Raw genomic sequence first — 24,823 nt, forward strand, 5'->3', positions numbered from 1 at the left:
TAAATATACCTACTTAAATGATTGTTTTATTAATTTGTGATATTATTCATCTCTTCCATTGAGAATATATAATAATCTTACTAATTGTAATAGTGTCATGACAGCACCAGCGACATAAGTCATTGCAGCTGCATTGAGCACTTTACGTGCTCCCATTAATTCTTGAGAATCTAAAGAACCATCATACTCTAATGCTTTTAATGCTCTACTACTTGCATCAAACTCAACAGGAAGAGTAACAACGGCGAAGACAAAGAATACACCATAACAAATAACACCAATTTCTAACAGATAAGGTAATCTAAGGAAGAAACCTGCAAAAATTAATACACTCCAAATAGTAGATGCAAATTGAGCAACAGGTGCAAAATTATTTCTAGCTATAAGCGGTGTATAAAGTTTGTGATGTTGAATAGCATGTCCAACTTCATGAGCAGCAACAGCAACAGCGGCTACGGAATTACTATTATAAGTGGCATCTGACAAACGCAAAATTTTGGATCTAGGATCGTAGTGGTCAGTAAGATCTCCTGCAACATGCTCTATAGAGACATCATCAATACCATTTTCATCTAAAATAAGTTTAGCCATTGCTACACCAGTAAGAGAGGTTGAGACCTTTTTCCAATGATTGAATGTCCATTGAATATTTAACTGAGCCCATAGAACCATGATAAATCCAGGGATGATAAAATATAGGGTATAATCTTTGAAAACAAAGATACCTACAGCTAAAAAAACTAAGTTTAGCATCATAAGAAACATAAACATAAACAGACTCCTTTTTATTATATATATATTATTAGATCTTTTTTTTCTAATTAAGATTCGTTATTTGAAATTTTTCTTGCAAAGCTCTACAAACATTTGCAGGAGCTTTGTTAGAAATATCTCCGCCTAAAGAGGCAATTTCTTTTACAATCGTTGAACTAACGAATAGTTGTCGTCCTTTAGCTGTAAAAAATATAGTATCAATCTGAGGATCAAGAGATCTATTAGTCTCTGCTATTTGAAGCTCATATTCAAAATCAGAAATAGCTCTCAATCCACGCACAATAATTTCAGCTTTGTTTTTTTTGGCAAATTCTACAATCAATCCTGTAAAAGATATTATTGTGATCTTGGGATTATTTGGAAATATTTCTTGCCATAATTGAACTCGTTCTTGTGCTGAAAAGAGAGTTTTTTTTGAGAAGTTATCACCAACAGCAATAATAAGCTCATCAAATATTTCTAATGCTCGGCGTGCAATATCTTCATGCCCTTTTGTTGGGGGATCAAAAGTACCAGGATAAATAGCTTTTTTCATATTTTGTTCCTAAGAAGTTGTAGTGATAGTTATGTCGTTTATCTTATTGATTTTTTCTGTTAAAGGGATAAAAACAGAATGAAAATCATCCTGTGCTAAGGAATAATTGATAATAATTTCTTTTTGATCAGGGAGATTTGAAATATCAAGTTTCAAAGTATTGATATTCCAAATTTGATTACCTGTATTTCTAAAAACAATAGAAATACCATAACGATATTTCTGATCAATAATAGTAGCGGTTATTTTTTTTGTGAAAGAAATTCGTACAGTTTTTGAACTTTCTTTAGCGAAAGATTCTGTATTATTCTGTCTTTTTTGTATTTGTAGAGCAATAATACCAATCGCTAAAATCGCTAAATAAAAATAATACAAATGTTTTGATTTTTGTTTGGCGATAGTGATATGATCTGGTTGACAATCGGTACAGATCTTACGCCTTCTTAAAGAAACCCTCTCATTTCGAGAAATACGATTTTTAATAGAAGGTATATCTTGGTATAATAAATCTTTTTCATCAGTATTCATTATCGTTATCCAATTTATTTTTTAATTTTTTATCAATACTAGTATTAATACTCATTCCATTATCTAGTATTGTTAATTGGTCATTTTGTGTATTATGAGATTCATTAGCAGTGATTTCTTCATTATTAAAATAATCATTTTTATCATCATTTGTTGATTCATTTTCTATATTTGTAACAATTTGCTCTTGAATATTTTGTAATATTTCGTTGTCTAATTTTTTTGTTTGTTGGTATATGTTGATGTTATCTTGTTTAGAAATTAGAAAAATTGATGATACTAAGTTATATGATGTTTGATTCATAGCTTGATAAAAACCAGGAAAACGACTAATTTTATCTTGATAATAACCCATAGAATTTTGTGCTATTTCTATTTTACTAGATGTTAGTAAATCGGTATTTTCTTCAAGAGCAAGAAATTCTAAATTTTCAAGATAAGGAATAGATCCTTTATAATCCAAAGACCAAGATTTTGCTTCAAAACGCCACACACTAGGTGATAATATAATATTATCATTAGAAAAATTAATTTTAGCTTTACGGATGATTTTTATAGTATGTACTTCATTTTTTGGAAATCCAATATCAGGTATTTGATTCCAATCTATATTGGCAGGCATTCCTCTATTTGGAGTTGTTTTAAGGCCTATATTTATATAATTAGTACCATTTAATATGATAATAGAATGTGAAAATTCAGGATCAGATAATGGTAATATATCGTCATTTGTTTGTGTGATAATAATATTAGGAGAAAAAAATAAAAATAAAAAATAAAAAACAATGTTCATTCTGGCCCCAAAATTTTGTATATTTTAAATATATTTGAAATAAAATTATTATATCTATACAATCATAACATATAATTATAAATTAATATAGTATTAGACATAAATTTCTATTTATTATAGTTTGTATTTTGTGGATAATACCTTATAGTATTGTGTTTAAAAATATTCTATTGTATAATTATAAATAAATTTATTTATAATATTTAAGGAACAATAGTGATGATAGATGTTTTTGTTTTAGGTGGTGAAAACCCTGTTTTTCTCAAAGAAGAACTTGATAAAATTATTTCAACTTTTTCTGAAAAAGACAGAGTTGTGTATTATGGAGATGAATTAATTTTAGAAGATTTCTTTGTAGACTTATTAACAGGATCTTTGTTTTCCGCTCGTCGTATGTTAATTGTTAGAAATGCTGATAAAACTAAAAGTGAATTTGAAAAACAATTATTAAATTATTTAAAAGATCCTTCTAGCGCTATTTGTTTGGTATTAGAATATCAAAAAATACCTACTAAAATATTAAATAGTGTTACTGAATTAGGTAACAAAAGAGCTGTCATCCATAATTTCAAAAAAGCATGGTCTCAGGATCAAAAGCGTTATGCACAAAGACGCTTAGGGGACAAAGGTATTTCTTCTTCTTCTTCTGTAATAGATTTACTTGTTACTTTTGCTGGAGAAGATATAGAAGAATTATCAGGAATGTTAGACAAATTGATTGCTTATATAGGTACAGACAAAAAATCAATTGATGAAAATGATATACAACATGTATTAGAAAGAGCTCAAAATTCTTCTATTTTTGATCTAATAGACGCTATTTTCAATCATGATATAGAAAGATCTCTCCAATCTTTGCACGATCTTCTTTATGTTGGGGAATCTTTTCCTGCCATAATAGCAATGTTTTATAGAGCAACCAAAATTATGTGGGCAGTAAAAACTGCTAAAAATGGACAAATACCAGCAGGATTTGCTGTTTCTCCTTATGAGTGGAGAAAGTACCAAACATTAGTGTCCAAAAACAATCTGCGTTTTTTATCTTCTTGTTTTGAATGCATTAGTGTTTTGGAGATAGAATCCAAAACCAAATCAACTCTGTTTACCCAAACTACTTTTGAAAAATTTTTGTGTGGTTTGTAGTATGTCCTATGTATTTATAATATTAATTTTCTTATTTAGTGCTAATGATTTTGTCAAACCTTTTAATGTGCCTATAGGGTTAACGATCAATCCTTATGGAAAAACTCCTTTATCAGGAATTTTCAAATTAGCACAAGAAAATAATTTACCGCTAACCATTACCGTGTTGGGCAAACAAAAAAGCATGTCGCTTTCTCATACTTTTGCTTCTCAGTATGGACATGAATTTCCTATACAAGGATTGTATCACAATAGAACAAATCAAATCTTGGTTTTTTTGGGAGATCAACAAATTCTAAATACTAATATTTTTATTAGTGATGTTTATATTAATCAGAGAGAAAAATACCCAAAAGTCAGATCCTCATATGTAAAAGTCCACTATGACAAATTAAAAAAATCAGATCCTTTTAATCAGGATTTTTATTTCCTTTATGACAATTACACTAATATTGTTGCTTATGATAGATTAGGTGATCTTCGTTATATCTATCAAAAAGATAATAATATCAATGCAATGGCTAGGATGGAATATAAGAATAATGAATTTTATTTTTATTTTGTAGATAAAAAAATGATAAAAATAAACTTACTAGGTCAAGAAATTTTTTCCTCTACAGAACAAATAAAAGTACACCATGATTTTTCTTATAAAGGCGCGGACAAAATGGTTTTAGCTCTTTCAGATAGAGGTGGGATGGAAGATAGACTTATACAAATAAATCCCAAAGGAAAAGTTATCAGAGATTTAATTTTTGGAGATTTATTTAGGAATACACTAGATCCATCTGATTGGGAAGAGCTCAATAAAACTATTTATGATACAAATAATATGAGTACGAATCGTATTACTAAAAAAGAAGAAAATATTGATTGGGCTCATGCGAATGCTATGGTCTATGATGAAAATACTGATATTATTTATTTATCCTTGAGACATCTAGGTGTTATTGCTGCCAAATACAAAGAATGGAAGATTTTATGGTGGTTAGCAGATAATAGGATGAATACACAACAAGGTAAGAACTATGGATTTGTACCCAGTTCTTTTGTCTATTTGGATCAGATCAAAGCTTTAGAACCCTATCGCTTGATTTCTTCTACTTATCCGAGAAATCAACATAGTTTGTTGTTGAGAAGTAATGGTAATTTATTAATGTTTGATAATCAAGGTGATAATGATATTAGTTTTATAGGGTCTCGTGTTTTGGAATATCAAATTACTCCAAATTCTAATGAACAAGGTGGACAAGCAACACTAATAAAAAATATCAAACATCCAAAAAGAGTTTATTCTCGTTTGCTTTCTGATGTTGATTTGATAGGCGATAATCACGAAAATTTACTAGTATTGTGGGGTTTTGATACGCTCTTAAATATTTTTCAAACCACAAGAATTGCTGAGTTTGATCGTGATGGCACACTTATTTTTGATATGAGTTTGCGAACAGAATGGGTATATAGAGTAGAAAAAAAACCTCTCTATCCTTATCAAGATACTAATAAGAAATATTCTATAGATGTATTAGAAAGGAAATTATTATAACTGAGAAAAAATATTAAAAAATAAATTGAGGAAGTTACTATGAAAATATCTATTGTTGTACCTGTATATAATGGAGAAAAGTTTTTAAAAGAATGTTTGGATTCATTAATCAATCAAACTCATAAAAATATAGAAATAGTAATTGTTAATGATGCTTCTACAGACAATACAAAGCAAATTATTCAAGAATATATGAGCAAAGATTCTCGTATTATCTATATTGAAAACAAAGAAAACATGAAGCTGTATGAAACACTGTGCATAGCTTATGAAAATGTCACAGGAGATTATATAACTGTTTGTGATGCGGATGATCTATTACATATTGAGGCTTGTACAATATTGTTAGCCAAAGCTATAGAAAGTAATGCAGATATTGTAACTTCTATTATATGGGGTCAGAAACTTGATAATAATATATATCCTCAATCTCAAGAAATAGATGCTGTATGGACTAATACTTCAAATAACCCTCAAGCTGTTTTGGAATCTTACTTTATTAATATAAAATATAAAAGGAATAAAACAGGTGGATTGATTAAGAGAGAAATTGTAAAAAAGTTTTTATTATATACTTTTAGAAATATAAAAGTCAATAAATTTGAAGATTGGATTTCTAGTCCTATTTTGTATGCTTGTTCTAATAAAAGAATTCATATCGATTCTCAGATATATGAATATCGTTTCAATCCAGACTCTGAAACACGAAGACAAAATGCTAAAGAACTAGTACATTACTTTAGAGAGTTTTCTATATGTTATGAATGTAATAAAAGTTTTTTCAAAACTATAAAAGTATGGGATATGATTAAAGATAGATTTATTAGAGATATGGAATTACATTTAAAAGGGTTCGTAAGAATAAGCTCATCTAGTGTAGAAGAATTGCCGTTAGAAGTGGTATCGATCATTAATGAATTTTCTGATACACTTAGAAGTATATTCATCAAAGTATATCTTGAGTTTTCATTGGAAAATTTTTGTGATGATGATTGTGTTAGTGAATCAGTAATCATGAGAAACAAATGGTATGATTTTGGTATGATGACGCGTAATCACAAAATTAAGCACCTTATAAAGTATATACTGAGAAAATTAGGTTTAAAATTTATCTACGAAAAATAGAATAATTTTATTAAGAAAACTAAAAAAATACAAAAACTGCCCTGTTGTTTAGGGAGTTTAAGGAGTAGACAATGAGTCTTTTAAAATTTCCACAAGGTGAATTAAGCGTAGATACTCAGCAAACATTTGCTGAGGTCTTAAAAACATTACGAGAAGATAGAGATCTCGCTAAAAAATTAGGTGTTAATGAACTACTCGATGCCACTATTGCTGTATTGGCAGATGGTATAGAAACTGATCTTAGTACAGCAATTAACAATACAAAATCAGTAGAATTTCTTACGCCTCAAGATTCTCAAGGGCTGGCTATTTATAGACATTCTATGGCTCATTTGATGGGACAAGCATTAATTCGTCTTCGACCTGGTACTAAAGCTGCAATCGGACCTATTATTAAAGATGGATTTTATTATGATTTTGATATTGTGGGTGAATTTGGAGAAAGTGATTTACCAGTTCTTCATAAAGAAATGATAAAAATAACCAAGGAATCGCTACCTATTACTAGAGAAGTATGGTTAAAATCTGATGCTATCAAATATTTTACAGAGCAAAATGATATTTATAAAGTAGAAATTCTAAACGATATTATCAAAGGTGGTGAGCCTGTTACTATTTATAAACAAGGTGAATTTTTAGATCTTTGTCGTGGGGTACATGTTCCCAATACAAGAGCTTTGAAATTTTTCAAATTACAAACGCTTGCTGGAGCGTATTGGAGAGGATCTGAAAACAATAAAATGCTTACTCGTATTTATGGTACTGCATGGGCTAGTAAAGAAGACTTAGATTCCTATCTTGAAAATATAGAAGAAGCTAAAAAAAGAGATCATCGTAAATTAGGAAAAGAGTTAAAATTATTTGGTTTTCATGAAGAGGGATTGGGCTTGCCTTTTTGGTATCCTAATGGGATGGTACTTAAAAATGAAATGCTAAAATTTATGAGAGAAGAATTAGATCAACGAGACTATATAGAAATTGAAACACCAACAATGCTCAAAACTTCTTTATGGGAAACTTCTGGACACATGGAAAACTACAAAGAAAATATGTTCTTTTCTTCAACCAAAGAGAATGAAACCCTTGCTCTAAAACCAATGAATTGCCCTGGTGGAATTATATGGTATAATAGTGAACCACATTCTTATAAAGAATTACCCTTAAGAGTGGCAGAGTTTGGTAAAGTACATCGATATGAAAGATCAGGACAACTCAATGGACTTATTCGTGTGCGTGGATTTACTCAAGATGACGCTCATGTATTTATGACACCGGAACAAATAGAAGATGAAATAGTTAATGCAATGGAACTTGTAGATCAAACTTACGCTACTTATGGTTTTGATTATAATATAGAGTTTTCTACTCGTCCTGACAAATCTATAGGCTCTGATGAAATGTGGGCTTTAGCAGAAAAATCATTAAAATCAGCCTTGGATCGTTTTGGTAAAAAATATACGCTCAACGAAGGGGATGGGGCATTCTATGGGCCTAAAATTGATTATCATCTAAAAGATGCTCTTGGGCGTACTCATCAATGTGGAACGATTCAACTAGATATGAATTTACCAGAGCGTTTTGGTATGACTTATACAGGATCAGATGGAGCAGCACATATTTTGGTGATGATACATAGAGCTATTTATGGAAGTTTGGAACGATTTGCTGGAATCTTGATAGAGCATTTTGGGGGTAAATTTCCAGTATGGCTTGCTCCTATACAAGTCCGAATTTTGTCTGTTTCTGAAAAGTTTAACGAATATGGGATTGAAATAAGAAATATTCTCAAAAAATCTGGAATTAGAACAGAGATTGACAAATCTAATGAAAAATTAGGGTACAAAATCAGACAAGCAACAATGTCGAAAGTTCCTTATATAATTGTATTGGGTGAAAAAGAAATGACAGAACATACCGTTTCGCCGAGACATTATACTAGAGGTGAGGAGACTGCTATATCTGTAGACTCTTTTATTCAACAAGTAAAAAAAGAGATACATACAAGAACAAATATTTAGTAATATCAATAAAAAACCACTTTCTTTAATTACAGAAGGTGGTTTTTATTTTGGTATTTTATAGGTGGGTGGAAACCTTGATATATTAAATATTAGTAAATTATTAAATAATAGTATTCTATTTAATAAAAATAATGTATAATAACAGAATAGAATTATTGAGGAATAACAATGCACAATCTAAGAACTAAACTACAGCGTTTTAACAAATGTAAATATACTCTCTATTATGGATTATTAGGAGAATATAACTTCGAAAAATTCATTCTTAGTATAGATCAGGTACAAGCTGATCCTTTTGCTCAACCATCCAAAATGACGATTAAAGTTCCTTTTCAGAATACAGAATTTGATCCTAGCTTGATTGCAAATCCTGTTCGTTTGTATTCTTTTTGTGATGCTATAGGAAGGATATTTGCACAAAATGTGCGTATTATGACAAAAGATGACAAAGGTTCTGGTAATGGTGGTTTTTGTGGTATTCGTTATGGTGCTCAAAAAGTTATAGAAGGCAACTCAGTTATTATCAAAGATGATTGTATAGAGCTTAAAATATTGATAGGATTACCAGCTTTTGGACGGACAATAGCAGGGAATGAAGCCCAAGAATTGTTGTTAGAAGAGTTACCTAATGTTATTCAAAAAACATTATTAGAAGCAAAACAAGAAAATGATTATTTGTTAAAATTTGTCCAAATAACAGAAAGACAACATTGGCTTAGAGAAGAGTGTCGAAACAAAAATATTGTTACCTTTATTGCTAATGATTCTGTTTTGGCGAGAGCTTCAGCTATCAACGACAAGCCGATGTCTCATCAAAAAGCTAGAGCATTCCTATCACCAAAAGAATTAGAACAAACAATTACTTTACAAGATGGATTTCAAATTACAGGGATGGCTATTCCAAAAGGTATTACCTTAATTGCTGGTGGTGGTTTTCATGGTAAATCCACATTACTTACTGCTATTTCTAATGCTATTTATAATCACATACTAGGTGATGGTAGAGAATACTGTGTCACTGATGATAGTGCGGTTTTCTTAAGAGCTGAAGATGGTCGTTTTATTGAAGGAATAGATATATCACCTTTTATTCATAATTTACCAGAATACAAATCTTCTACATTTTTCCAAACAGATAATGCCAGTGGATCTTCATCTCAGGCAGCTAATTTGATTGAATCTTTAGAAATGGGTTCTAAATTGATTTTAATAGATGAAGATATCTCAGCAACTAATTTTCTCATCAGAGATTCCAGAATGAGAAATCTAGTGCCTGATTATAAAGAAACAATTACACCATTGATTGCTCATATGAATAATCTCAAAAAACAGGGTGTTTCACTAATTATGGTTACGGGTGCTTTGGGTGATTTTATGAATATTGCTGATAGAGTAATTGTCGCTGATAACTATGACTATACGGATCAAACACAAAAGGCAAAAGAGATTATGAAACAAAATCCTATGGAAAAAATCAACGCTCCTGTTTTTGAAACTAGAAATAATAGAGTTATCATGGGTAATAGTGTTAGTTTTGTGGGTAAAAAAGGAATGGCATTAATAGATGGTGAAAAGGGGCATGTAAAGTTTGGTAGAGAATCTATAGATCTTAGTGCCTGGCATCATATTTATGATTTTTCACAATATGGTACTTTGGCAGCAGTACTGGCTTATGCCAAAGAAAAAGAATATCTAAATCAAAGTCCTAAAGAAGTTTGGGATCGAGTATCAAAAGATATAGAGAAATACGGTTGGGAAATTTTTTCAAGAGTTGGTTTTGATCATTTATCTCCAAGGCAAATAGATAGAAAATCAAAACAAAGTAGTGACAAATTAGAAAAAACTAGAGCTTGGCGTTATATTGTTAAGACAAGACCTTTGGATTGGCATGCAGCATTATGTAGATTAAGAGCTTTGCAATGTAAAGAACAAAGTACTAAATAATAAAATAATTAATACGATATATAAAATATTATAAATTATGATAGTAAAGAGGTAATATATATGAAGTACTCTTCATTATTTCGTCAAATTAAAAATTATCCTACAGAAGGAATTTTATTTGAAGATGTGACTACTTATTGGAAAGATGCGGATGCTTTTGCTTATAGTATTACTCAAATTATTGAGCATTTTAAAAACAAAGGTATTACTAAAATTGTTGGTTTAGAAGCTAGAGGATTTGTGATAGCTGCTCCAGTTGCTGTTGGCTTGCATACAGGTTTTGTACCTATACGAAAACCTGGAAAATTACCAGCAGAACTTATTTCACGATCTTATTCTTTAGAATATGGAGAAAATAGTTTAGAGATCCATAAAGATGCAATTAATGTTGGTGATAAAGTGTTAATTTGTGATGATATTTTAGCTACAGGTGGTACTTTAGAAGCTGCAGAACAAATGGTTCTTGAGTTGGGTGGTGAACTTGTAGGAATTGGATTGTTATCAGAATTAACATTTCTTAAAGGAAGAGACAAACTATGCACTAAAGATATATATTCTCTTTATCAAGTACAAAATTAATCTAAAAACACCCTAGTATAAACATAGGGTGTTTTTTATATATGATATATATTAAGCTAATTTGGATTGAATAGCTGCTAACCATATTGGAAAAGAATCACTATAATCATCATCGGCCATTTCAAGATCAACTAGTCTTTTTGATCCAGCTTTTTCTAAAAATGCATCAAAATCAATTCCAGCTTGACAAAATTGAGGAAAAGAAGTAGAGCCGATAGCAAATACAGCAAAAGAAGTGTTTGATAAATCTTCTTGAGTATTTGATAAAGTTTCATAAATGTTACTTGCATTACTAGGTGCTTCTCCATCACCCCAAGTACTAGTAATTATAAGGATGTTTTCTAATGTTTTCAAATCATTTACTGATACATCGCCTAAATCTTTTATAGAAGCTGTGTGTCCATTAGTATTTAAAAATTCACTAGCTTGTGATGCTAATGCTTGAGCATTTCCAGTCTCGGAACCGAATAATACAGATATATTCATTATGAACTCCCTCATTTTGTGATTATTTATTTAATTATAAAACTAAAGTGATAGTAATGTCAATTTTTTATTCATTGAATGTTTTTATATAGTTTCAAAGAGATGCTGCTAAAATTTTCATTATCCAAGACATTTCTGATGATGTAGTGTTACCAAGATGTCCAATACGAATAATTTTGTCGGCTAGCTCACCTTGACCACCAGTAATAATAATATTTTGATTATCCATTTTTTTTATAATTTCTTTAGGATTTGGTACAAAAAATCCACTAACACTCAAACTATTGTCAAAGTGATTTTGAACAACAGATGTTAATCCTAGTTCTTTTCCTGATTGTAGAGTAAATTGAGATAACTGTTGATAACGATCATAAATATTAGGAATTCCTTCTTGAATCATATGTTGAAGACTGGCCTGTAATCCTAATATTTGCATAATATTAGGTGTCCAAGATACTAATCCATCTTTCTGGATGAGCATTTCTTTCTGAAGATTAAAATAAAATTTAGGCAATGTCGAAGTTTTTATAGCTGGTAATAATTTTTCTCCACAATAAGAGAGAAAGGCTAAGCCTGAATCAATCATGAATCCTTTATGACCAGCTCCAAGACAAATATCGATTTTGTTTAATTCTTGGTCTATAGGACAGGTACTAACAGAACTAATAGCGTCTACTACAAAAAGTGTATCTGTAGGGGCAATAATTTTAGCATATTCTTTGATAGGTGCAAGTACACAGGTACTTGTTTCTGAATGACAAGTGGTAACTACTTTGGCATCAGGATGAATGTTGAGCGTTTGTTCTAATTGATCGGGTGATGGATAAGTACCACAAGGACTCTTGATACTAACTACATTACATTCAAAAGCTTGAGCTATATGACGAAAACGTTCACTAAATTTACCAAATTCTAAACAAATAACTTTGTCATTTGGTGATAAGATATTGATAAGAGCCATTTCCATTATTCCAGTTCCAGATGATGGCATAATAATACTAGGTATAGAGTTATTAAAAAAATGACTAAGAAGAGTGCTGCATTCTTTTTGAATATTAAAAAATTCTGATGATCGGTGATAATATACATTCTGCATTGCTTGATGAACAAAATCAGGTATATTTACAGGACCAGGGGTAGCAAGAAATTTTTTCATATGACAGCCACCTTTCTTAAATATATATGAATAGTTGTTTTAAGGAATAGAATTAGTTTGATCTGCATAGAAACCACTAACTGGTCTATTTTGTGCATTTCTATATTGTTTTGAATTATTTGGATCATAAATCCAAATGCCGTCTTTAACAAAAGAATACAAATATATTTCTTCAGAGTCTAATTCTAATTCGATTTCAAATATTCCTGCTCCTTTATGAGTAAGTTGATGAGAAAAAGGATTCCAATTATTAAAATCTCCAGCAATAGTAATAATATTAGCATTTGTATTTTGATATTGAAAAATATAAGTATTATTTGAGATCCAAAAAGGAAATTTTTTATTAGGAATAAAATCATTAGTTAGATTAAGAATAGATAATTTTTGTCGTCCCATATCAAATTCATGATTAGGATTAAGAGGATCGGTAATCCAAAATCCATCAACTTTAAAACGATATTTATATTTTCCAGCAGGGATACGATTTTTCAAAGAGAGTACCCAAATATTAGAACGAGATTCTTCCATTTGCAAATTTTTTTGCCAATTATTAAAATCACCGGCAATTTGTACAGATTTGGCAGGACCTTTGTAGAAAAAAAGAATAGAATTACTGAGAATCAAAGGAGATTGAAAATTGATATCAGAGATATCTTTTGTGAGAAAATCATTTATTTGACGAGCATCTGGTAGTATCATACGAGATTGTGAACTTATGATAGCAGGAAAGAGAAAAAATAAGAAATATATTTTAATTGGTTTCATAATGATATTATAATACTAAACAGTAAAAATATCAAAAATAATATGGTAAAAATTGCAGAGAAATGTTAAGTAAGCTACAATAATAAATAGGAGATAATAATGAATAATATCTTATTTGTACTAATAGATTCTATAGATAAAAATTTTTACTTGCGTTATCAAGATAAGCTTAGTAATATTCACCAAAAATTAGTAAGCAAATTAAATAATATAGATATACTAGTTGTTGGTCATCAAGATAGTTTAATCACTGATTTGAAGTTTTCTGATTCAAAATCTCTCTATCAATATATTGCTAAAAATGCACAACAAAGAGATGTTGTTATTTGTGATGCTTTTGCAGGATTACTTTCTTTAGTAGATACAGAAGATGTAGTTAATTATATGAGAAATAATCAATATGATGTTTGTCTAACAGAAAATATCCCTGATGGGCTAGTTCCTATGATTATTTCTCATGAATTTCTGGATGATTTTTGGAATTTTATTGAGAAAGATCAAGTTATACAATCTTCTTTAAAAGAACTGATTGACTGGGAATATAAAGGTATCGATGTAGGTGTATATTTGTCAGCTTCTTTGTTAATTATGGAAAGAATAGATTTTCTTCCCGTTAATAAAGGTGCTATAGAATATATTAGTAATTTGATGGATAATCCAAAATTATCTATTCATACGATAGATAATTTATTAATAGAAAAATCAGTGATGTTACGCCATAATCCTCAATATATAGCTATAGAAATTTCTTCACAATCAGATGGTTTTCATAGTAAATCTTTTTCAAATAAAGAGATGGGTATAGATCTTTTTAGAAAGATTATAACAGAAATTGATGAGTTATGTCCTGAAACATTGATATCTATAGGAGTATGGGGTGATCCTTTTTTGCACAGTGCTTTCATAGAATTATTTATGCTATTGAATACTATTTCAAATAAAGTGCTGATAGAATGCAGATCGCTCTGTTTAAATCAAGAATTTACAGATTTAGTTCTTGCTCGACCAAATACAGAATTAATTTTCGATGTTAGTTTTACCGTAGAATCACTTTTCAAACAGTACAAAAAAAATGCTCATAGCTTGGAACAAATTACTAATTTTATTAAATCATTACCTAATAAAGATCATGTTTGGGTACGCTTGACAAGATGTTTGGAAACTGAAGAAAGTATCAAATATTTTTTGACAGAATGGAAATATTTAAAAGTTTTAATTACAAAAGCTGATTCTTTTGGTATGGATAATAAAGTTGTTGATTTAGCTCCTATTAAGAGACATCCTTGTTTTGCTTTGAGAAGAGAGTTGACTATTTTAAATGATGGACGAGTATTGTTATGTCGTCAAGCAGATACCATTATTGGTTCTTTATTAGAAGAATCACTAATAAGCATTTGGGCAAAAAATCAGGTATCTTTTGATAAACATAAAAAACAAGAATACAAAATTTGCGATACTTGTAATAATTGTGATGATTGGTGGATTTGGAATTAAAAAATAAATGTTAATAAAATAATATTACTTCCGATAGATTATATAAGTAAATCTATAGAGGTATTTGTATGCTTGATTTCAATTATTTTCATATTCCTACACGCATTATTCAAGGCTATGAATGTTATACCAATTTAAGTGAATTATCAGAATTATTAAAAAAAAGAGTAATTATGGTAACAGATCAAAATCTTATGAATCTTGGTGCAACACAAAATCTTCGTCGTTTTATAGAAAATGTTTCTTATGGATTAATATTCCATCCAGTTTCTAATGAGTGTAGTGAAGGTGTTCAGGATGAGGCTATTTTATTAGCCAAAGAAAGTTGTGTACAAACAGTGGTAGGATTTGGAGACACTCATGTGTTATCTATTGCTCGAGCAATAGTACAATTTGCAAGTACAGATAACAATAAGATATCTTATATTGAAATTCCTTCGATTCCTTGTATTTATACAGGATTGTTAGAAACATACTATATTGCTTCAAATTATGAAACATTAAAAAAACCATATAAAGATCTAGAGTCAAGAGCTGATTGGTTAGTTTTAGATTCTTCTTATACTGAATTTAGTAGAGTAGATAATATTTTGAAATCTGCTATTCATAGCTTGTCTTATGCCTTGGATGCTTTATTTTCTCGTAATGTTACGATGCTTTCAGAGTCTTATGCATTAAAAGCAATAGAATTAATTGTTTCTGCTGGTAATAGATTACCAAATGAGCCAACTAATGTAAAACTCAAAAATGAATTAATGATGGGATCTTTGTTAGCAAGCTTTGCTATACAAAGTTCTAGTTTGGGTATTTGTGCAGGATTAGCGATGTCTTTGTCTAATTCTTTAGTTTGTTCCGAAATAGAAGGATCTGGGGCTGTCTTGATGAGTTCTCTCGAGTATTCGTTAGTATCTAATTTAGATAAATTTCAAAAAATTGCTCGTATTTTAGAAATTGAGGAAAGAGATCCTTTAGAAAGTAGTTTACAAGTATTAGGTGTTATTCATAATTTATTACAACAAATGGAAATACAACCTTTATCCTCTTATACCTTTACTTCTTCTATGTTAGATATTGTTGCCAAACAAGCATCACAATATCACTTTATGCTTGATTTATCTCGCCCAGCTGGTTTTTATGAATTAACTGATATACTAAATAATGCTGTGAAAAATGGTATTAATATGAATAGTGATCTTCAATCAGATGAGGTATCTTTAGATAATAGATCTAAGGAAAAAAATACTATTACTATATAAATGTTACAAAAATATTTCATTTTTTTCTATCTGTTTATTATAATTACTAATAATTTTTCATCTGAAATTTCTATTTTTTCTTATCAAGAATATCAAATCACTTCTTTTCCGAATATAGAGATTAACAATAAAAAAGAACGCTATGTTATTTCTTCTTATCAACAATATTTATATTTTGATTTTCCTGTAGAATTGTCTCCTTTTAGTAAAATAGCTGTATATGGAACTAAACAATATAATTCTAGTTATATTAATGTCCCGCAAAATATTGTTTGGTATCATTCGTTATTTCCGATATTGAATAAATTTTCTGTGTTTCGTATTGATATCACTAGAGAAATCATTAATTTATATCCTAAATCAGGAGCTTTAATTACAGCATTAATTTTAGGAAATAAAAGTTTTCTTGATGATGAGTTTATGGAATACATAAGATTTTCTGGATTAGCACATTTATTAGCTCTATCTGGATTACATTTGATTATTTTTATAATGTTTTTCATCTGGTTGTTTTCTTTGTTAGGTATGTCGAATAGATTTTTAGGAGTCAGCACATTACCATTTTCTCTTTTTTATTTATTTTTAGGTGGTTTAGGGATTTCTTTACAAAGAGCTGTTTTATTTCATTTCTTAAGTTCTTTTTTTTCTTATATAAGAATTCCTGTATTAAACACAAAAATATTTTTTATTGCTTTATTTGTTAATATGATTATTTCTCCCAACAATATATATTCCTTATCTTTTTGGTTAAGTTATATTTCCGTGGCAGGTATTGTTTTTTCCTATAAATTTTGGTATGATGTACTATCAAAATATATTATACCAGTAATAAACTCATATTTAGCTGTTTCTTTAGCAGCATTTATGTCAGTATCACCAATCTTGATTTTAGTATTTGGAGTACTCAACATATATTCAGTGTTTTCAAGTACAATTATTGTACCATTTATGCCTATACTGTTAATATTTTGTTTTTCAGCAGTATTTTTCAGTTACTATGGAATCTCATTTGAGATGCTAGATCAAATAATATTTTTATTTTATCGTTTTATTTATTTAATTGCAAAAATATTTTCTGAAATACCCATGGGTGTAATGTTTTTTCAAAATAAAATGATAGCTTCTGTAGTATTTATTTTGATCATGATAATAATGGTAACGATATTAAATAAAAAAAGGATTTGTGATGTGGGATGATACTAAATTAATCAATATGTTTGATATACTAAAAAATAGTCCTCAATTATCAGAAGCACCTGTTGTTTTTTTTATGAGTACCGTTGGAGATGGTCCTTTGAGAGTATTAGTGTCGACAATCCTTAGTTTAAGAACAAAAGATGAGGTTACCGGACCAGCCACTGTGCGATTATTCGATGTTGTGACAACACCAAAAGATATCAGTGATATATCGATAGAACAAATAGAAAAATTAATATATCCTGTCGGATTTTATAAAACTAAAGCAAGACAAATACATAAGATCGCTCATATATTGCAAGATACCTATGACTCTACAGTTCCTGCAGATTTGGATTTGTTATTAGAATTACCAGGAGTAGGCAGAAAAACAGCTAATTTAGTCATGGCAGTAGCTTTTGAAAAACCAGCTATTTGTGTTGATATCCATGTACATAGGATTTCTAATAGATTAGGGATCTGTAAAACCAAAAATCCAGAAGAAACAGAATTTTATTTGCGTGATACTGTTTCTCAAAATATTTGGAATGAATTTAATAGACCTTTAGTTGCCTTAGGTCAAGTAATTTGTCGTCCTATTTCTCCAAAATGTTCATTGTGCCCTATAGAAAATATGTGTGATAAGAAAATTATAAAAAATATAAAAGCCAATAAGAGGTAAGCAATGAATCTGTTTGTAGCTACTGAAAATAATAATTATATTGAAAAAATAAAAAAGTCGCTTAGTAAACACTATAAATTAACATTTATGGCAACTTTTGATGATTTTTTAAAAATATTTTCTGATAGTGATGAATTAGAATCTAATAAATATATTTTAGTATTGATAGATTATAAGTTATATCAAAAGTATGATATCACTTCATTTTTTAAAAAAGATGAAGTGATGACTTTTTTACCGATATTGTTATGTGATAATGTAGAAGATATTGATTTTTCTTATGTATTAGATACAAGAACATCATTAATGATATCTATGGCAACTATGACCAGTAAAGAGCTATATATACAAATAAAATTATCAATACATAATTTTTATAAAATTCAACAAATACATAATTATGCTTTTTTTGATCTTTTGACTAAGATTGGAAATAGAAGAACATTTATGAAGAATTTAGAATTATATTTTCAATATTTTAAATGTAATAAAACTTCTTTTTGTTTAGCTTTGATTGATTTAGATCATTTTAAATTTGTTAATGATACTTTTGGTCATTTGAAAGGAGACGATATTTTAGCGATTACTGCAGATATTATGCAAAAGAATTGTCGTAAAACAGATTTTCTTGCAAGAATAGGGGGTGAAGAGTTTGCTATTATTTTTCCTGCAACTACTTTAGAAGAAGCTTATGATGTGTTAGAAAAAATTAGATTATGTGTAGAAAAAACACAGGAAATGGATGAATCTGTGAAAATAACCTTAAGTGCAGGTCTGGTAAGTGTAAGAGAAGAATATACAGAATATACAGATCTATTTTTCAATGCTGATCTGCTACTATATAAAGCAAAAGATTTGGGTAGAAATATAATTTGTATATAAAAAAAAATAAAAATCTTAACAAGTTTAACAAGTTTTAACATCAAATTAAGACTATATATTATAAAAGAAACATTTGTTATAAAAACTTGTTAAGATTTACCCCAATTTCATTGACCTTATATTTTTATTGATTTATTAATAAAAATATAAGGTCATTATTTAGATTACATGGTTTTTGATTTATTAATGTTATAAACCAAAAAGAACAGATGAAAATTCACTATTTAATAGATCATCTAAACTTTCAATTTTGAATTCATTATATCTAGGATCATGAGGATCTTCAATTATTTGAGGAGAGGATCTTTCTTGATAAGTTTCTTCAGGTATTAAAATCGTATCAGGAATAGGTATATCTTCAGGTTCTGGCTCAGGCGCAGGTTCAGGTTCTGGAATATTTTCTAATTCGATAAGTTCAATTGGTTTTTTAATTTTACGCCTACGCTTTTTAGGAGTTGGCTTCGGTTCTTCTACTACAGGTTTAGGTTTCACGACAGGTTTAGGCTTAGGCTTAGGTTTAGGGGGTGCAACTTTCTCTACAACAATACGAGCAGGTTTAGGTTTAGTGACAGGCTTAGGCTTAGGTTTTTCTTTTTTAAAGTTTTTATTTAAATCTTTTAACAAATCATTTGCATTTTTTTTTGGTGCTACAACTTTTGGTTTTGGTTTTGGTTTTGCAGGGGTTGGTTTCCTTGTTGGAGCTTTGTATATAGGACGCACAGGTTTTTTAACCACAGGTTTTTTAACCACAGGTTTTTTAACCACAGGTTTTTTTTTCACACTAATTTTAAAGTCTTTAATATTTATATCTGTAAGTAAATATTTTGGAATGATAGGATTGTCATCGATAGGAACTTCGATAGGAATAGTTTTTTCAGGAATTTTTCTTCTACTTGCAATAGTTACTTGTAAAAAATCTGATCTTTGTTTAAAAGTCATATTTTTTAAATTATCTAATTGCGTAATATCAATTTCTTCATTTATTAGTATTTTTTTTTTAACAGTAGTATCGTTTTGTTTAGCTGAACTAATAGTCTTCATATATGATAAAAGATTCAACTTATTAGAATTTTTAGGCATATTAGTAGCAGAATTTTCTTTTGAAAATATAAGATATTGTTTGAATAATTGATCTGTAGCTAATCTAGGAAAAAAGAAGCCATCTAAAACATTAAATTTAATATATTGATATTCATCTAATACAATAGCTTTAGCATTTTGCTGTCTATAACTAATAATACCTCTACCTTTTTTGAGTACGAATTCATTAGTTCCATTATAAAAGAATCCAGCTCCTATACCATTTTCTATGACACTTGTAGTAATATCTGTGTTTATGATAAGACGTGATTTGTAATCAGGATGAGATTGATAAACCCATCTGCCAAATAAAACTAATAATTTACTTTGATAGATATTATTGGTGATTTGTGAAACATCTTCGAAGAAGAAAGATCCCATTCCTATTAATCGTATAGAGCTACCATCAGGATATTTGAGATCAATAGTACTGTTAGGTGAATTCAATCGGACAAAACTATTTGGTGATATGGAAATTCCCGCAGTTATGGGCGACCATACATGCGAATTTAAATATCGAGTTTGTATATCACCAACAGCGTCTTGAATAACTATTTTGTTTTTTTCAAAAATTTGTTCTTGAGCGTAAATATGCAACACATTAATAGAAAAGAGAATAAGTAAAAAAATATGTATATTATATTCCTTATAATCATTTGTTTTATTAATTATATCATACTAAGTAAAAAATAGAAAATTTATGAAAAGATTACTTTTTGAATATATATTGAAATATATTTGCTGTGATAGGTTTGGATCCAATAATAATATTAGGAGCAATTTGATGTTTTTTTGTTCTCATAAGATCCCTTATGGTTTGTGCAAATAACTTAGGGGTAATAGGATTAATTAATTTTTGTGTAATATTTTCGAAGCCAGCATTAGTATTAGTTCGTAAATTGATAATAATACGCCAAGGAGTAATAAACTCTTGCTGATTAAAAGGAGTATAAAACCACTCTTCATTATAAGGTGTGAGAGGGCTAAATGTATTTAAAATAGCATGAGACAAATCACTCATAGCATGTATTTCTTCTAAACTATGTTCTTGAGGTCTTAAGTTTTGTGATTTGGAACAAATAGTAATTTGCCCTGTTTTGCCACCTATTTCTACATATGCAAGAGCATGTGTATTTTCAGCGATCAATAAATTTTCCTGATTAATAGTAGTACAAACAAAATCTCTATAGAAAGTTGGGTTTTTTTTAGTAAGAGACGCTTCTCGTAAAAGAATATGTCCCCAAAAATCAATACCTAATATTTGTTTATGCCAATGTTCAATGGATGCACCAGCTTTGAAGAGCCAATTTTGAAATACGGTAACAAAGCTTAAAAATGGATTTCGTGTATGCATATCTGTAATAGCATTACAAATCATCTCAAAAGATATTCGATGATCTTGCCACGATATATAACCAGAATGTAATAATTCTGAAGACTTCGATGCTTTTGGTAAATAATGTCTTCCAGAAGTTAATAATTCGTGAAACCCATTATAAAAATATTCACACATTTTTTTTTGTTCAGTAATAGAAAAATCTTCAAGATATTGATTGTTTTTTTGTAATTTTAGTTGAAGAAGTTTTTCAAAAGAATTTCTTATTTGAGAATTATCAAAGGCACAATCCATTCTATGAATATCTTTCTGCGTGGTTGTGATATGATATTTTTCTTGCCAATAATTATAACTAATAATTTCAAATAAATTAGCTTGTCTTCTAAATAAAACATCTTGAGTATCTTGTTGTAGCGTAGGATATTCAAGATAAGAAATTTGATCCTGTGATTTGATTGCTCTTATTTTTTCAGGAGTTGTTAAAAAATTTTGCCCTAAACAAAAAGGGCAATAATGTTCTTCAAATCCTATAGTCGTTGGATTTATATTGACAGGATTTTCATTAAATATAAAAATAGGAGCGGTTCTACAAGGACTATAGATAGTATGCTGATCAAAAATAGGGTGATAATAATTTTCTATACCAAAATTATCTTTTGAAATCCAATGTTGATTTTTCATAAACACCTTTCTTTAATAATATAATTATTTTTTTGTATTGAAATAGCGAAATGCAAAAGAAAATGTTACTAAAAAAATAGATCCCCATAATATATTAGGAGTAACAGGATCCATAAAAGGATTGCCTATAGTTACAAATTCATAAATAGTAAATATACTAATAAGGGCTACAAAACTCAAAAAAAGAACAGTGAATAAGACGCAAGATTTAGTTGTTGGTGAGGATTTTTTTTCTAGCATTCATAAGCTCCTGCATGTTATTTTGATCATAAACAATAATAGATTTTTTACTGAGATTAGCTCTTTCTTCTGAAAAAACAGGGCCTGTAGAAATGATAAAAATATTAGCTAATCCTTTAGAATTGGCTGATATACCTAAACGAATAGGTATATCAACAGGAAGAGGTCGATTAGAACACCAAAAAGATATAAGTGTTTTTCTTCTTCTAATATCTCGCCATTTAGCAGAGGATTCTGAAACAAAAAAATCAAACGCTTCTGCACCAAAACTTTGAATGGAGTCTATGTTATAACCAATAGATATGATAAAATTAGAAATGATTTTTACCAATTCATCATCTTTATGGGTAAGCATATCTGTAAAAAAATCATTTAATTGGCTAGTATAATATTTTTCAAATTTTTCTGTAGTATCACGATAATTTTTATTGATTTGTAATATTTTTTCCCACTCTTTTAATGCTAGATGAATATGATTATTAGATGAATAGAATTCTCCTAATTGATAATAGATATCTAAAATTTCTTCTTGTTCAATTTGTAAATTGGGATTTCCTGTGATAAGAAAACGAGCTTTTTCTAAGGCAAGTACATATTGATCATCGTCTTGTTGTTGCTGATAAATATATGCTATTTTTTTTGTAGCTTTAAAGATAAACAGAGGATCGTTAAATTTATTTATTCGCTCAAAATATGTTAAAGCTTTGTCAAAATCATTCAAAATCATACAAATTTCAGCTAATTTAAATACATATTCAGGATTTATTTGATCAAGTTTGATAAGTTGAGAAAAAGCTTGATAAGCTTCTGTATACATTTTTAAGAAAAAATAAATATATGCGAGTTCTTTCCAGGCTTGAAGATCATTTACATTTAAATCTATTACTTTTTTATAGATAGCAATAGATTTGTTAAAATCTTTTTTTTTATAATAAATATCACCTAATAGGGTAAGATTTTGTGTATTTTTTGGATCTAAAAGTAATAATTTTTCTAAAGTTTTAGAAGCCTCTACAAGATAATTTTTTTCTGTATACCATGTTGCCAATCGAAATAATATAATATTTGCATAAATAGGTAATAATTTGGACATAGTTATTATATGTTCAAAAATTTTAACAGCTTGTTCTTTTTTTTCAGTTATCCAATATATATCACTTAAAGTTACTAACATCTCTATATTAGAAGGTTCTTTTTTTATTACATCAAGAATAAGAATTTCAGCTTTATCATATTCTGCTTTTTCAAGAAATACCTGAAGCTGATCGTTTCTATTAGGTATAATAATATAATAATAATAAAATACAACTACAATTAATATAATAATAGTTGTGGCAATAAAGTAACTTATATTTTCAAACATAGATATCTCATTAAATAATTCTCTTTTTTTCGTATTTTGAATCGGGATTAGGAATGATGTCAGGCCTCAAGAAAGGCCAGGTATTATTTGGCAACTTAGGTGTTTTATTCAATTCTTCTTGAGCAAAAGAAAAATTTGGATCAGATAATAAAGTAACAGCTTGTTCTACAGAACTGCGTTCAGAACTTGGAGTAATATTTATAAGTAGATATTCCTTCCAAGTAGAAAGAGCCTTTTCTTTATCTTGATTAATAAAATAAATTGTCCCTATCATTCTTAAAGCATCGTGGAGTTTGTTATTATATTCATAAGCTTGTTGAAATTCAGGTAAAGCAGACGAATATAATTTTAAAGAAAACAATGCTAATGCTCTATTATAAAAAGCAATCGCTATTCTTTGTTGATATATAGGTTCATCTAAATTCAATTCTAAAAAATGACCATATAATTCTGCAGCATACTGATAAAGTTGTTCCGACAAATAAAAACTTGCCAATCTAAATAATTCATGATGAGTAATATTTTTTGTTAAGTATTTTATTTTTAATTCTCCAAGCTCAGGCAATAAAGGAGCTAAATTTGGAGAATCAGGAAGCACAGTTTGTGCCCTATCGTTCTTGACAGAATCTATAGCTTTAGTATCATTATTTACTTGACTATAAGATGAAGTAAATAATGAAAACAGATAAAAACAGATTAGAAGAGTATTATAATTGATCTTTATATTCCTTTTCTAAAAAATTAGTTATTTTGTATTTCAGTAATACGACGAATAACAATATCTTTCAATGAAGCTTTACTATGAACATCTTTTAGTGCTTTTATAAGATCTGTTTTTTCACAAGTTTCTACAATAATTTTAAGCATTTCTAATTGTTCTTGAGCCTGCGTATCTTCATCAATAATTGCTGCAACAAATAATTGAGTAGGAATACCATCATAAGATTGAAAATCTTTGCCATTAGCTACATAGAACACTGCTAATTTCATAGAACCACTATTTGGGATACGAGCGTGAGGAATAGCGAGACCTTTTCCTAAGCCTGTAGAGCCTTTTTGTTCTCTATTCCAGAGAGCTGTAAAAATAGTTTTATTATCTAGACCATAAGCTGTTTCAAAAAAATTAGCAATTTCTTGAATTATTCCTTCTTTGTTAGAAGAATTTATTCCTATTTGAAATGCTTCATCTGTAAGAATGTCTTTTAAAAGCATAATAGCCTCCAATTTATCAATGAATG

The 24,823-nt window shown here is 28.9% G+C and carries 24 protein-coding genes; 11 read left to right on the forward strand and 13 right to left on the reverse strand.

The genetic code is table 11. From position 1 onward, the window contains the following. Positions 1-42 precede the first annotated feature (42 nt). The 4 genes from KFW21_05475 to KFW21_05490 form a co-directional block, all read right to left on the reverse strand. A complete protein-coding gene (locus KFW21_05475) occupies positions 43-753 on the reverse strand; it encodes a zinc metallopeptidase (GenBank protein MDK2818880.1) in 711 nt (236 codons plus the stop codon). Between the two features lie 64 nt (positions 754-817). After that, a complete protein-coding gene (gene coaD, locus KFW21_05480) occupies positions 818-1,309 on the reverse strand; it encodes a pantetheine-phosphate adenylyltransferase (GenBank protein ID MDK2818881.1) in 492 nt (163 codons plus the stop codon). A gap of 9 nt (positions 1,310-1,318) precedes the next feature. Next, complete coding sequence (locus tag KFW21_05485) at positions 1,319-1,837, reverse strand: hypothetical protein (protein MDK2818882.1); 519 nt, start codon at positions 1,835-1,837, stop codon at positions 1,319-1,321. Next, positions 1,827-2,630: a hypothetical protein gene (locus KFW21_05490; GenBank protein MDK2818883.1), complete on the reverse strand. Its 804-nt coding sequence runs from the start codon at positions 2,628-2,630 to the stop codon at positions 1,827-1,829. Before KFW21_05490 ends, KFW21_05485 begins: the two co-directional genes overlap by 11 nt. 219 nt (positions 2,631-2,849) lie before the next feature. Here KFW21_05490 and holA point away from each other — a divergent pair, with 219 nt between their 5' ends. The 6 genes from holA to KFW21_05520 all read left to right on the forward strand — a co-directional run bounded on the left by holA (position 2,850) and on the right by KFW21_05520 (position 10,988). Next, the gene (gene holA, locus KFW21_05495) at positions 2,850-3,773 is read left to right on the forward strand and encodes a DNA polymerase III subunit delta (protein ID MDK2818884.1); all 924 of its coding nucleotides are present in this window, start codon (positions 2,850-2,852) and stop codon (positions 3,771-3,773) included. A gap of 1 nt (position 3,774) precedes the next feature. Beyond that, positions 3,775-5,319, forward strand: a complete 1,545-nt coding sequence (locus KFW21_05500; protein ID MDK2818885.1) for an aryl-sulfate sulfotransferase — start codon at positions 3,775-3,777, stop codon at positions 5,317-5,319. A 39-nt stretch (positions 5,320-5,358) separates the two neighbouring features. Then, on the forward strand, positions 5,359-6,444 hold the full coding sequence (locus KFW21_05505; protein ID MDK2818886.1) for a glycosyltransferase family 2 protein: 1,086 nt from the start codon (positions 5,359-5,361) through the stop codon (positions 6,442-6,444). 71 nt (positions 6,445-6,515) lie between these two features. After that, positions 6,516-8,462, forward strand: a complete 1,947-nt coding sequence (gene thrS, locus KFW21_05510; protein MDK2818887.1) for a threonine--tRNA ligase — start codon at positions 6,516-6,518, stop codon at positions 8,460-8,462. A 171-nt stretch (positions 8,463-8,633) separates the two neighbouring features. After that, positions 8,634-10,409: an ABC-ATPase domain-containing protein gene (locus tag KFW21_05515; GenBank protein ID MDK2818888.1), complete on the forward strand. Its 1,776-nt coding sequence runs from the start codon at positions 8,634-8,636 to the stop codon at positions 10,407-10,409. 60 nt (positions 10,410-10,469) lie between these two features. Beyond that, positions 10,470-10,988 (forward strand): adenine phosphoribosyltransferase, encoded by a 519-nt coding sequence (locus KFW21_05520; protein MDK2818889.1) that lies wholly within the window; start codon positions 10,470-10,472, stop codon positions 10,986-10,988. A 51-nt stretch (positions 10,989-11,039) separates the two neighbouring features. On the opposite strand, the gene KFW21_05525 is transcribed toward KFW21_05520, so the two are convergent. The 3 genes from KFW21_05525 to KFW21_05535 all read right to left on the reverse strand — a co-directional run bounded on the left by KFW21_05525 (position 11,040) and on the right by KFW21_05535 (position 13,395). After that, a complete protein-coding gene (locus tag KFW21_05525; GenBank protein MDK2818890.1) occupies positions 11,040-11,474 on the reverse strand; it encodes a flavodoxin domain-containing protein in 435 nt (144 codons plus the stop codon). A 94-nt stretch (positions 11,475-11,568) separates the two neighbouring features. Next, complete coding sequence (locus KFW21_05530; GenBank protein MDK2818891.1) at positions 11,569-12,630, reverse strand: alanine--glyoxylate aminotransferase family protein; 1,062 nt, start codon at positions 12,628-12,630, stop codon at positions 11,569-11,571. 39 nt (positions 12,631-12,669) lie between these two features. Continuing rightward, positions 12,670-13,395 carry a glycogen-binding domain-containing protein gene (locus KFW21_05535; protein ID MDK2818892.1) on the reverse strand — a complete coding sequence of 242 codons (726 nt, stop codon included), beginning with the start codon at positions 13,393-13,395 and terminating at the stop codon, positions 12,670-12,672. A gap of 99 nt (positions 13,396-13,494) precedes the next feature. On the opposite strand from KFW21_05535, the gene KFW21_05540 reads away from it, so the two are divergent. The 5 genes from KFW21_05540 (at position 13,495) to KFW21_05560 (ending at position 18,885) form a co-directional block, all read left to right on the forward strand. Further along, entirely contained in the window at positions 13,495-14,889 is a 1,395-nt protein-coding gene (locus tag KFW21_05540) for an SPASM domain-containing protein (protein ID MDK2818893.1), read from the forward strand. 68 nt (positions 14,890-14,957) lie between these two features. Beyond that, on the forward strand, positions 14,958-16,145 hold the full coding sequence (locus tag KFW21_05545) for an iron-containing alcohol dehydrogenase (GenBank protein ID MDK2818894.1): 1,188 nt from the start codon (positions 14,958-14,960) through the stop codon (positions 16,143-16,145). Next, on the forward strand, positions 16,146-17,342 hold the full coding sequence (locus tag KFW21_05550; protein ID MDK2818895.1) for a ComEC/Rec2 family competence protein: 1,197 nt from the start codon (positions 16,146-16,148) through the stop codon (positions 17,340-17,342). Then, positions 17,332-18,003, forward strand: coding sequence for an endonuclease III (locus tag KFW21_05555; protein MDK2818896.1), 672 nt, complete (start codon positions 17,332-17,334; stop codon positions 18,001-18,003). The genes KFW21_05550 and KFW21_05555 overlap by 11 nt, the downstream gene beginning before the upstream one ends. A gap of 3 nt (positions 18,004-18,006) precedes the next feature. Beyond that, on the forward strand, positions 18,007-18,885 hold the full coding sequence (locus KFW21_05560) for a GGDEF domain-containing protein (GenBank protein MDK2818897.1): 879 nt from the start codon (positions 18,007-18,009) through the stop codon (positions 18,883-18,885). 189 nt (positions 18,886-19,074) lie between these two features. On the opposite strand, the gene KFW21_05565 is transcribed toward KFW21_05560, so the two are convergent. From KFW21_05565 to KFW21_05590, 6 genes are all read right to left on the reverse strand, one after another. After that, positions 19,075-20,565, reverse strand: coding sequence for a hypothetical protein (locus KFW21_05565; protein MDK2818898.1), 1,491 nt, complete (start codon positions 20,563-20,565; stop codon positions 19,075-19,077). A 109-nt stretch (positions 20,566-20,674) separates the two neighbouring features. Further along, positions 20,675-21,982 (reverse strand): DUF4921 family protein, encoded by a 1,308-nt coding sequence (locus KFW21_05570; GenBank protein ID MDK2818899.1) that lies wholly within the window; start codon positions 21,980-21,982, stop codon positions 20,675-20,677. Positions 21,983-22,006: 24 nt separating this feature from the next. Then, a complete protein-coding gene (locus KFW21_05575) occupies positions 22,007-22,222 on the reverse strand; it encodes a hypothetical protein (protein ID MDK2818900.1) in 216 nt (71 codons plus the stop codon). After that, positions 22,191-23,585, reverse strand: a complete 1,395-nt coding sequence (locus KFW21_05580; protein MDK2818901.1) for a hypothetical protein — start codon at positions 23,583-23,585, stop codon at positions 22,191-22,193. The genes KFW21_05575 and KFW21_05580 overlap by 32 nt, the downstream gene beginning before the upstream one ends. Positions 23,586-23,595: 10 nt before the next feature. Beyond that, positions 23,596-24,183, reverse strand: coding sequence for a hypothetical protein (locus KFW21_05585; GenBank protein ID MDK2818902.1), 588 nt, complete (start codon positions 24,181-24,183; stop codon positions 23,596-23,598). Between the two features lie 143 nt (positions 24,184-24,326). Next, positions 24,327-24,797 (reverse strand): PTS sugar transporter subunit IIA, encoded by a 471-nt coding sequence (locus tag KFW21_05590; GenBank protein MDK2818903.1) that lies wholly within the window; start codon positions 24,795-24,797, stop codon positions 24,327-24,329. Positions 24,798-24,823: the final 26 nt, after the last annotated feature.

This window comes from Spirochaetota bacterium, from assembly GCA_030154445.1.
In the GTDB taxonomy this organism is placed as follows: Bacteria; Spirochaetota; Brevinematia; order Brevinematales; family Brevinemataceae; genus Brevinema_A.

Coding starts and splice junctions, on each gene's coding strand:
- KFW21_05475 (MDK2818880.1), bottom strand. CDS start 753: ATGCTAAACTTAGTTTTTTTAGCTGTAGGTATCTTTGTTTTCAAAGAT.
- coaD (MDK2818881.1), bottom strand. CDS start 1,309: ATGAAAAAAGCTATTTATCCTGGTACTTTTGATCCCCCAACAAAAGGG.
- KFW21_05485 (MDK2818882.1), bottom strand. CDS start 1,837: ATGAATACTGATGAAAAAGATTTATTATACCAAGATATACCTTCTATT.
- KFW21_05490 (MDK2818883.1), bottom strand. CDS start 2,630: ATGAACATTGTTTTTTATTTTTTATTTTTATTTTTTTCTCCTAATATT.
- holA (MDK2818884.1), top strand. CDS start 2,850: ATGATAGATGTTTTTGTTTTAGGTGGTGAAAACCCTGTTTTTCTCAAA.
- KFW21_05500 (MDK2818885.1), top strand. CDS start 3,775: ATGTCCTATGTATTTATAATATTAATTTTCTTATTTAGTGCTAATGAT.
- KFW21_05505 (MDK2818886.1), top strand. CDS start 5,359: ATGAAAATATCTATTGTTGTACCTGTATATAATGGAGAAAAGTTTTTA.
- thrS (MDK2818887.1), top strand. CDS start 6,516: ATGAGTCTTTTAAAATTTCCACAAGGTGAATTAAGCGTAGATACTCAG.
- KFW21_05515 (MDK2818888.1), top strand. CDS start 8,634: ATGCACAATCTAAGAACTAAACTACAGCGTTTTAACAAATGTAAATAT.
- KFW21_05520 (MDK2818889.1), top strand. CDS start 10,470: ATGAAGTACTCTTCATTATTTCGTCAAATTAAAAATTATCCTACAGAA.
- KFW21_05525 (MDK2818890.1), bottom strand. CDS start 11,474: ATGAATATATCTGTATTATTCGGTTCCGAGACTGGAAATGCTCAAGCA.
- KFW21_05530 (MDK2818891.1), bottom strand. CDS start 12,630: ATGAAAAAATTTCTTGCTACCCCTGGTCCTGTAAATATACCTGATTTT.
- KFW21_05535 (MDK2818892.1), bottom strand. CDS start 13,395: ATGAAACCAATTAAAATATATTTCTTATTTTTTCTCTTTCCTGCTATC.
- KFW21_05540 (MDK2818893.1), top strand. CDS start 13,495: ATGAATAATATCTTATTTGTACTAATAGATTCTATAGATAAAAATTTT.
- KFW21_05545 (MDK2818894.1), top strand. CDS start 14,958: ATGCTTGATTTCAATTATTTTCATATTCCTACACGCATTATTCAAGGC.
- KFW21_05550 (MDK2818895.1), top strand. CDS start 16,146: ATGTTACAAAAATATTTCATTTTTTTCTATCTGTTTATTATAATTACT.
- KFW21_05555 (MDK2818896.1), top strand. CDS start 17,332: ATGTGGGATGATACTAAATTAATCAATATGTTTGATATACTAAAAAAT.
- KFW21_05560 (MDK2818897.1), top strand. CDS start 18,007: ATGAATCTGTTTGTAGCTACTGAAAATAATAATTATATTGAAAAAATA.
- KFW21_05570 (MDK2818899.1), bottom strand. CDS start 21,982: ATGAAAAATCAACATTGGATTTCAAAAGATAATTTTGGTATAGAAAAT.
- KFW21_05575 (MDK2818900.1), bottom strand. CDS start 22,222: ATGCTAGAAAAAAAATCCTCACCAACAACTAAATCTTGCGTCTTATTC.
- KFW21_05580 (MDK2818901.1), bottom strand. CDS start 23,585: ATGTTTGAAAATATAAGTTACTTTATTGCCACAACTATTATTATATTA.
- KFW21_05590 (MDK2818903.1), bottom strand. CDS start 24,797: ATGCTTTTAAAAGACATTCTTACAGATGAAGCATTTCAAATAGGAATA.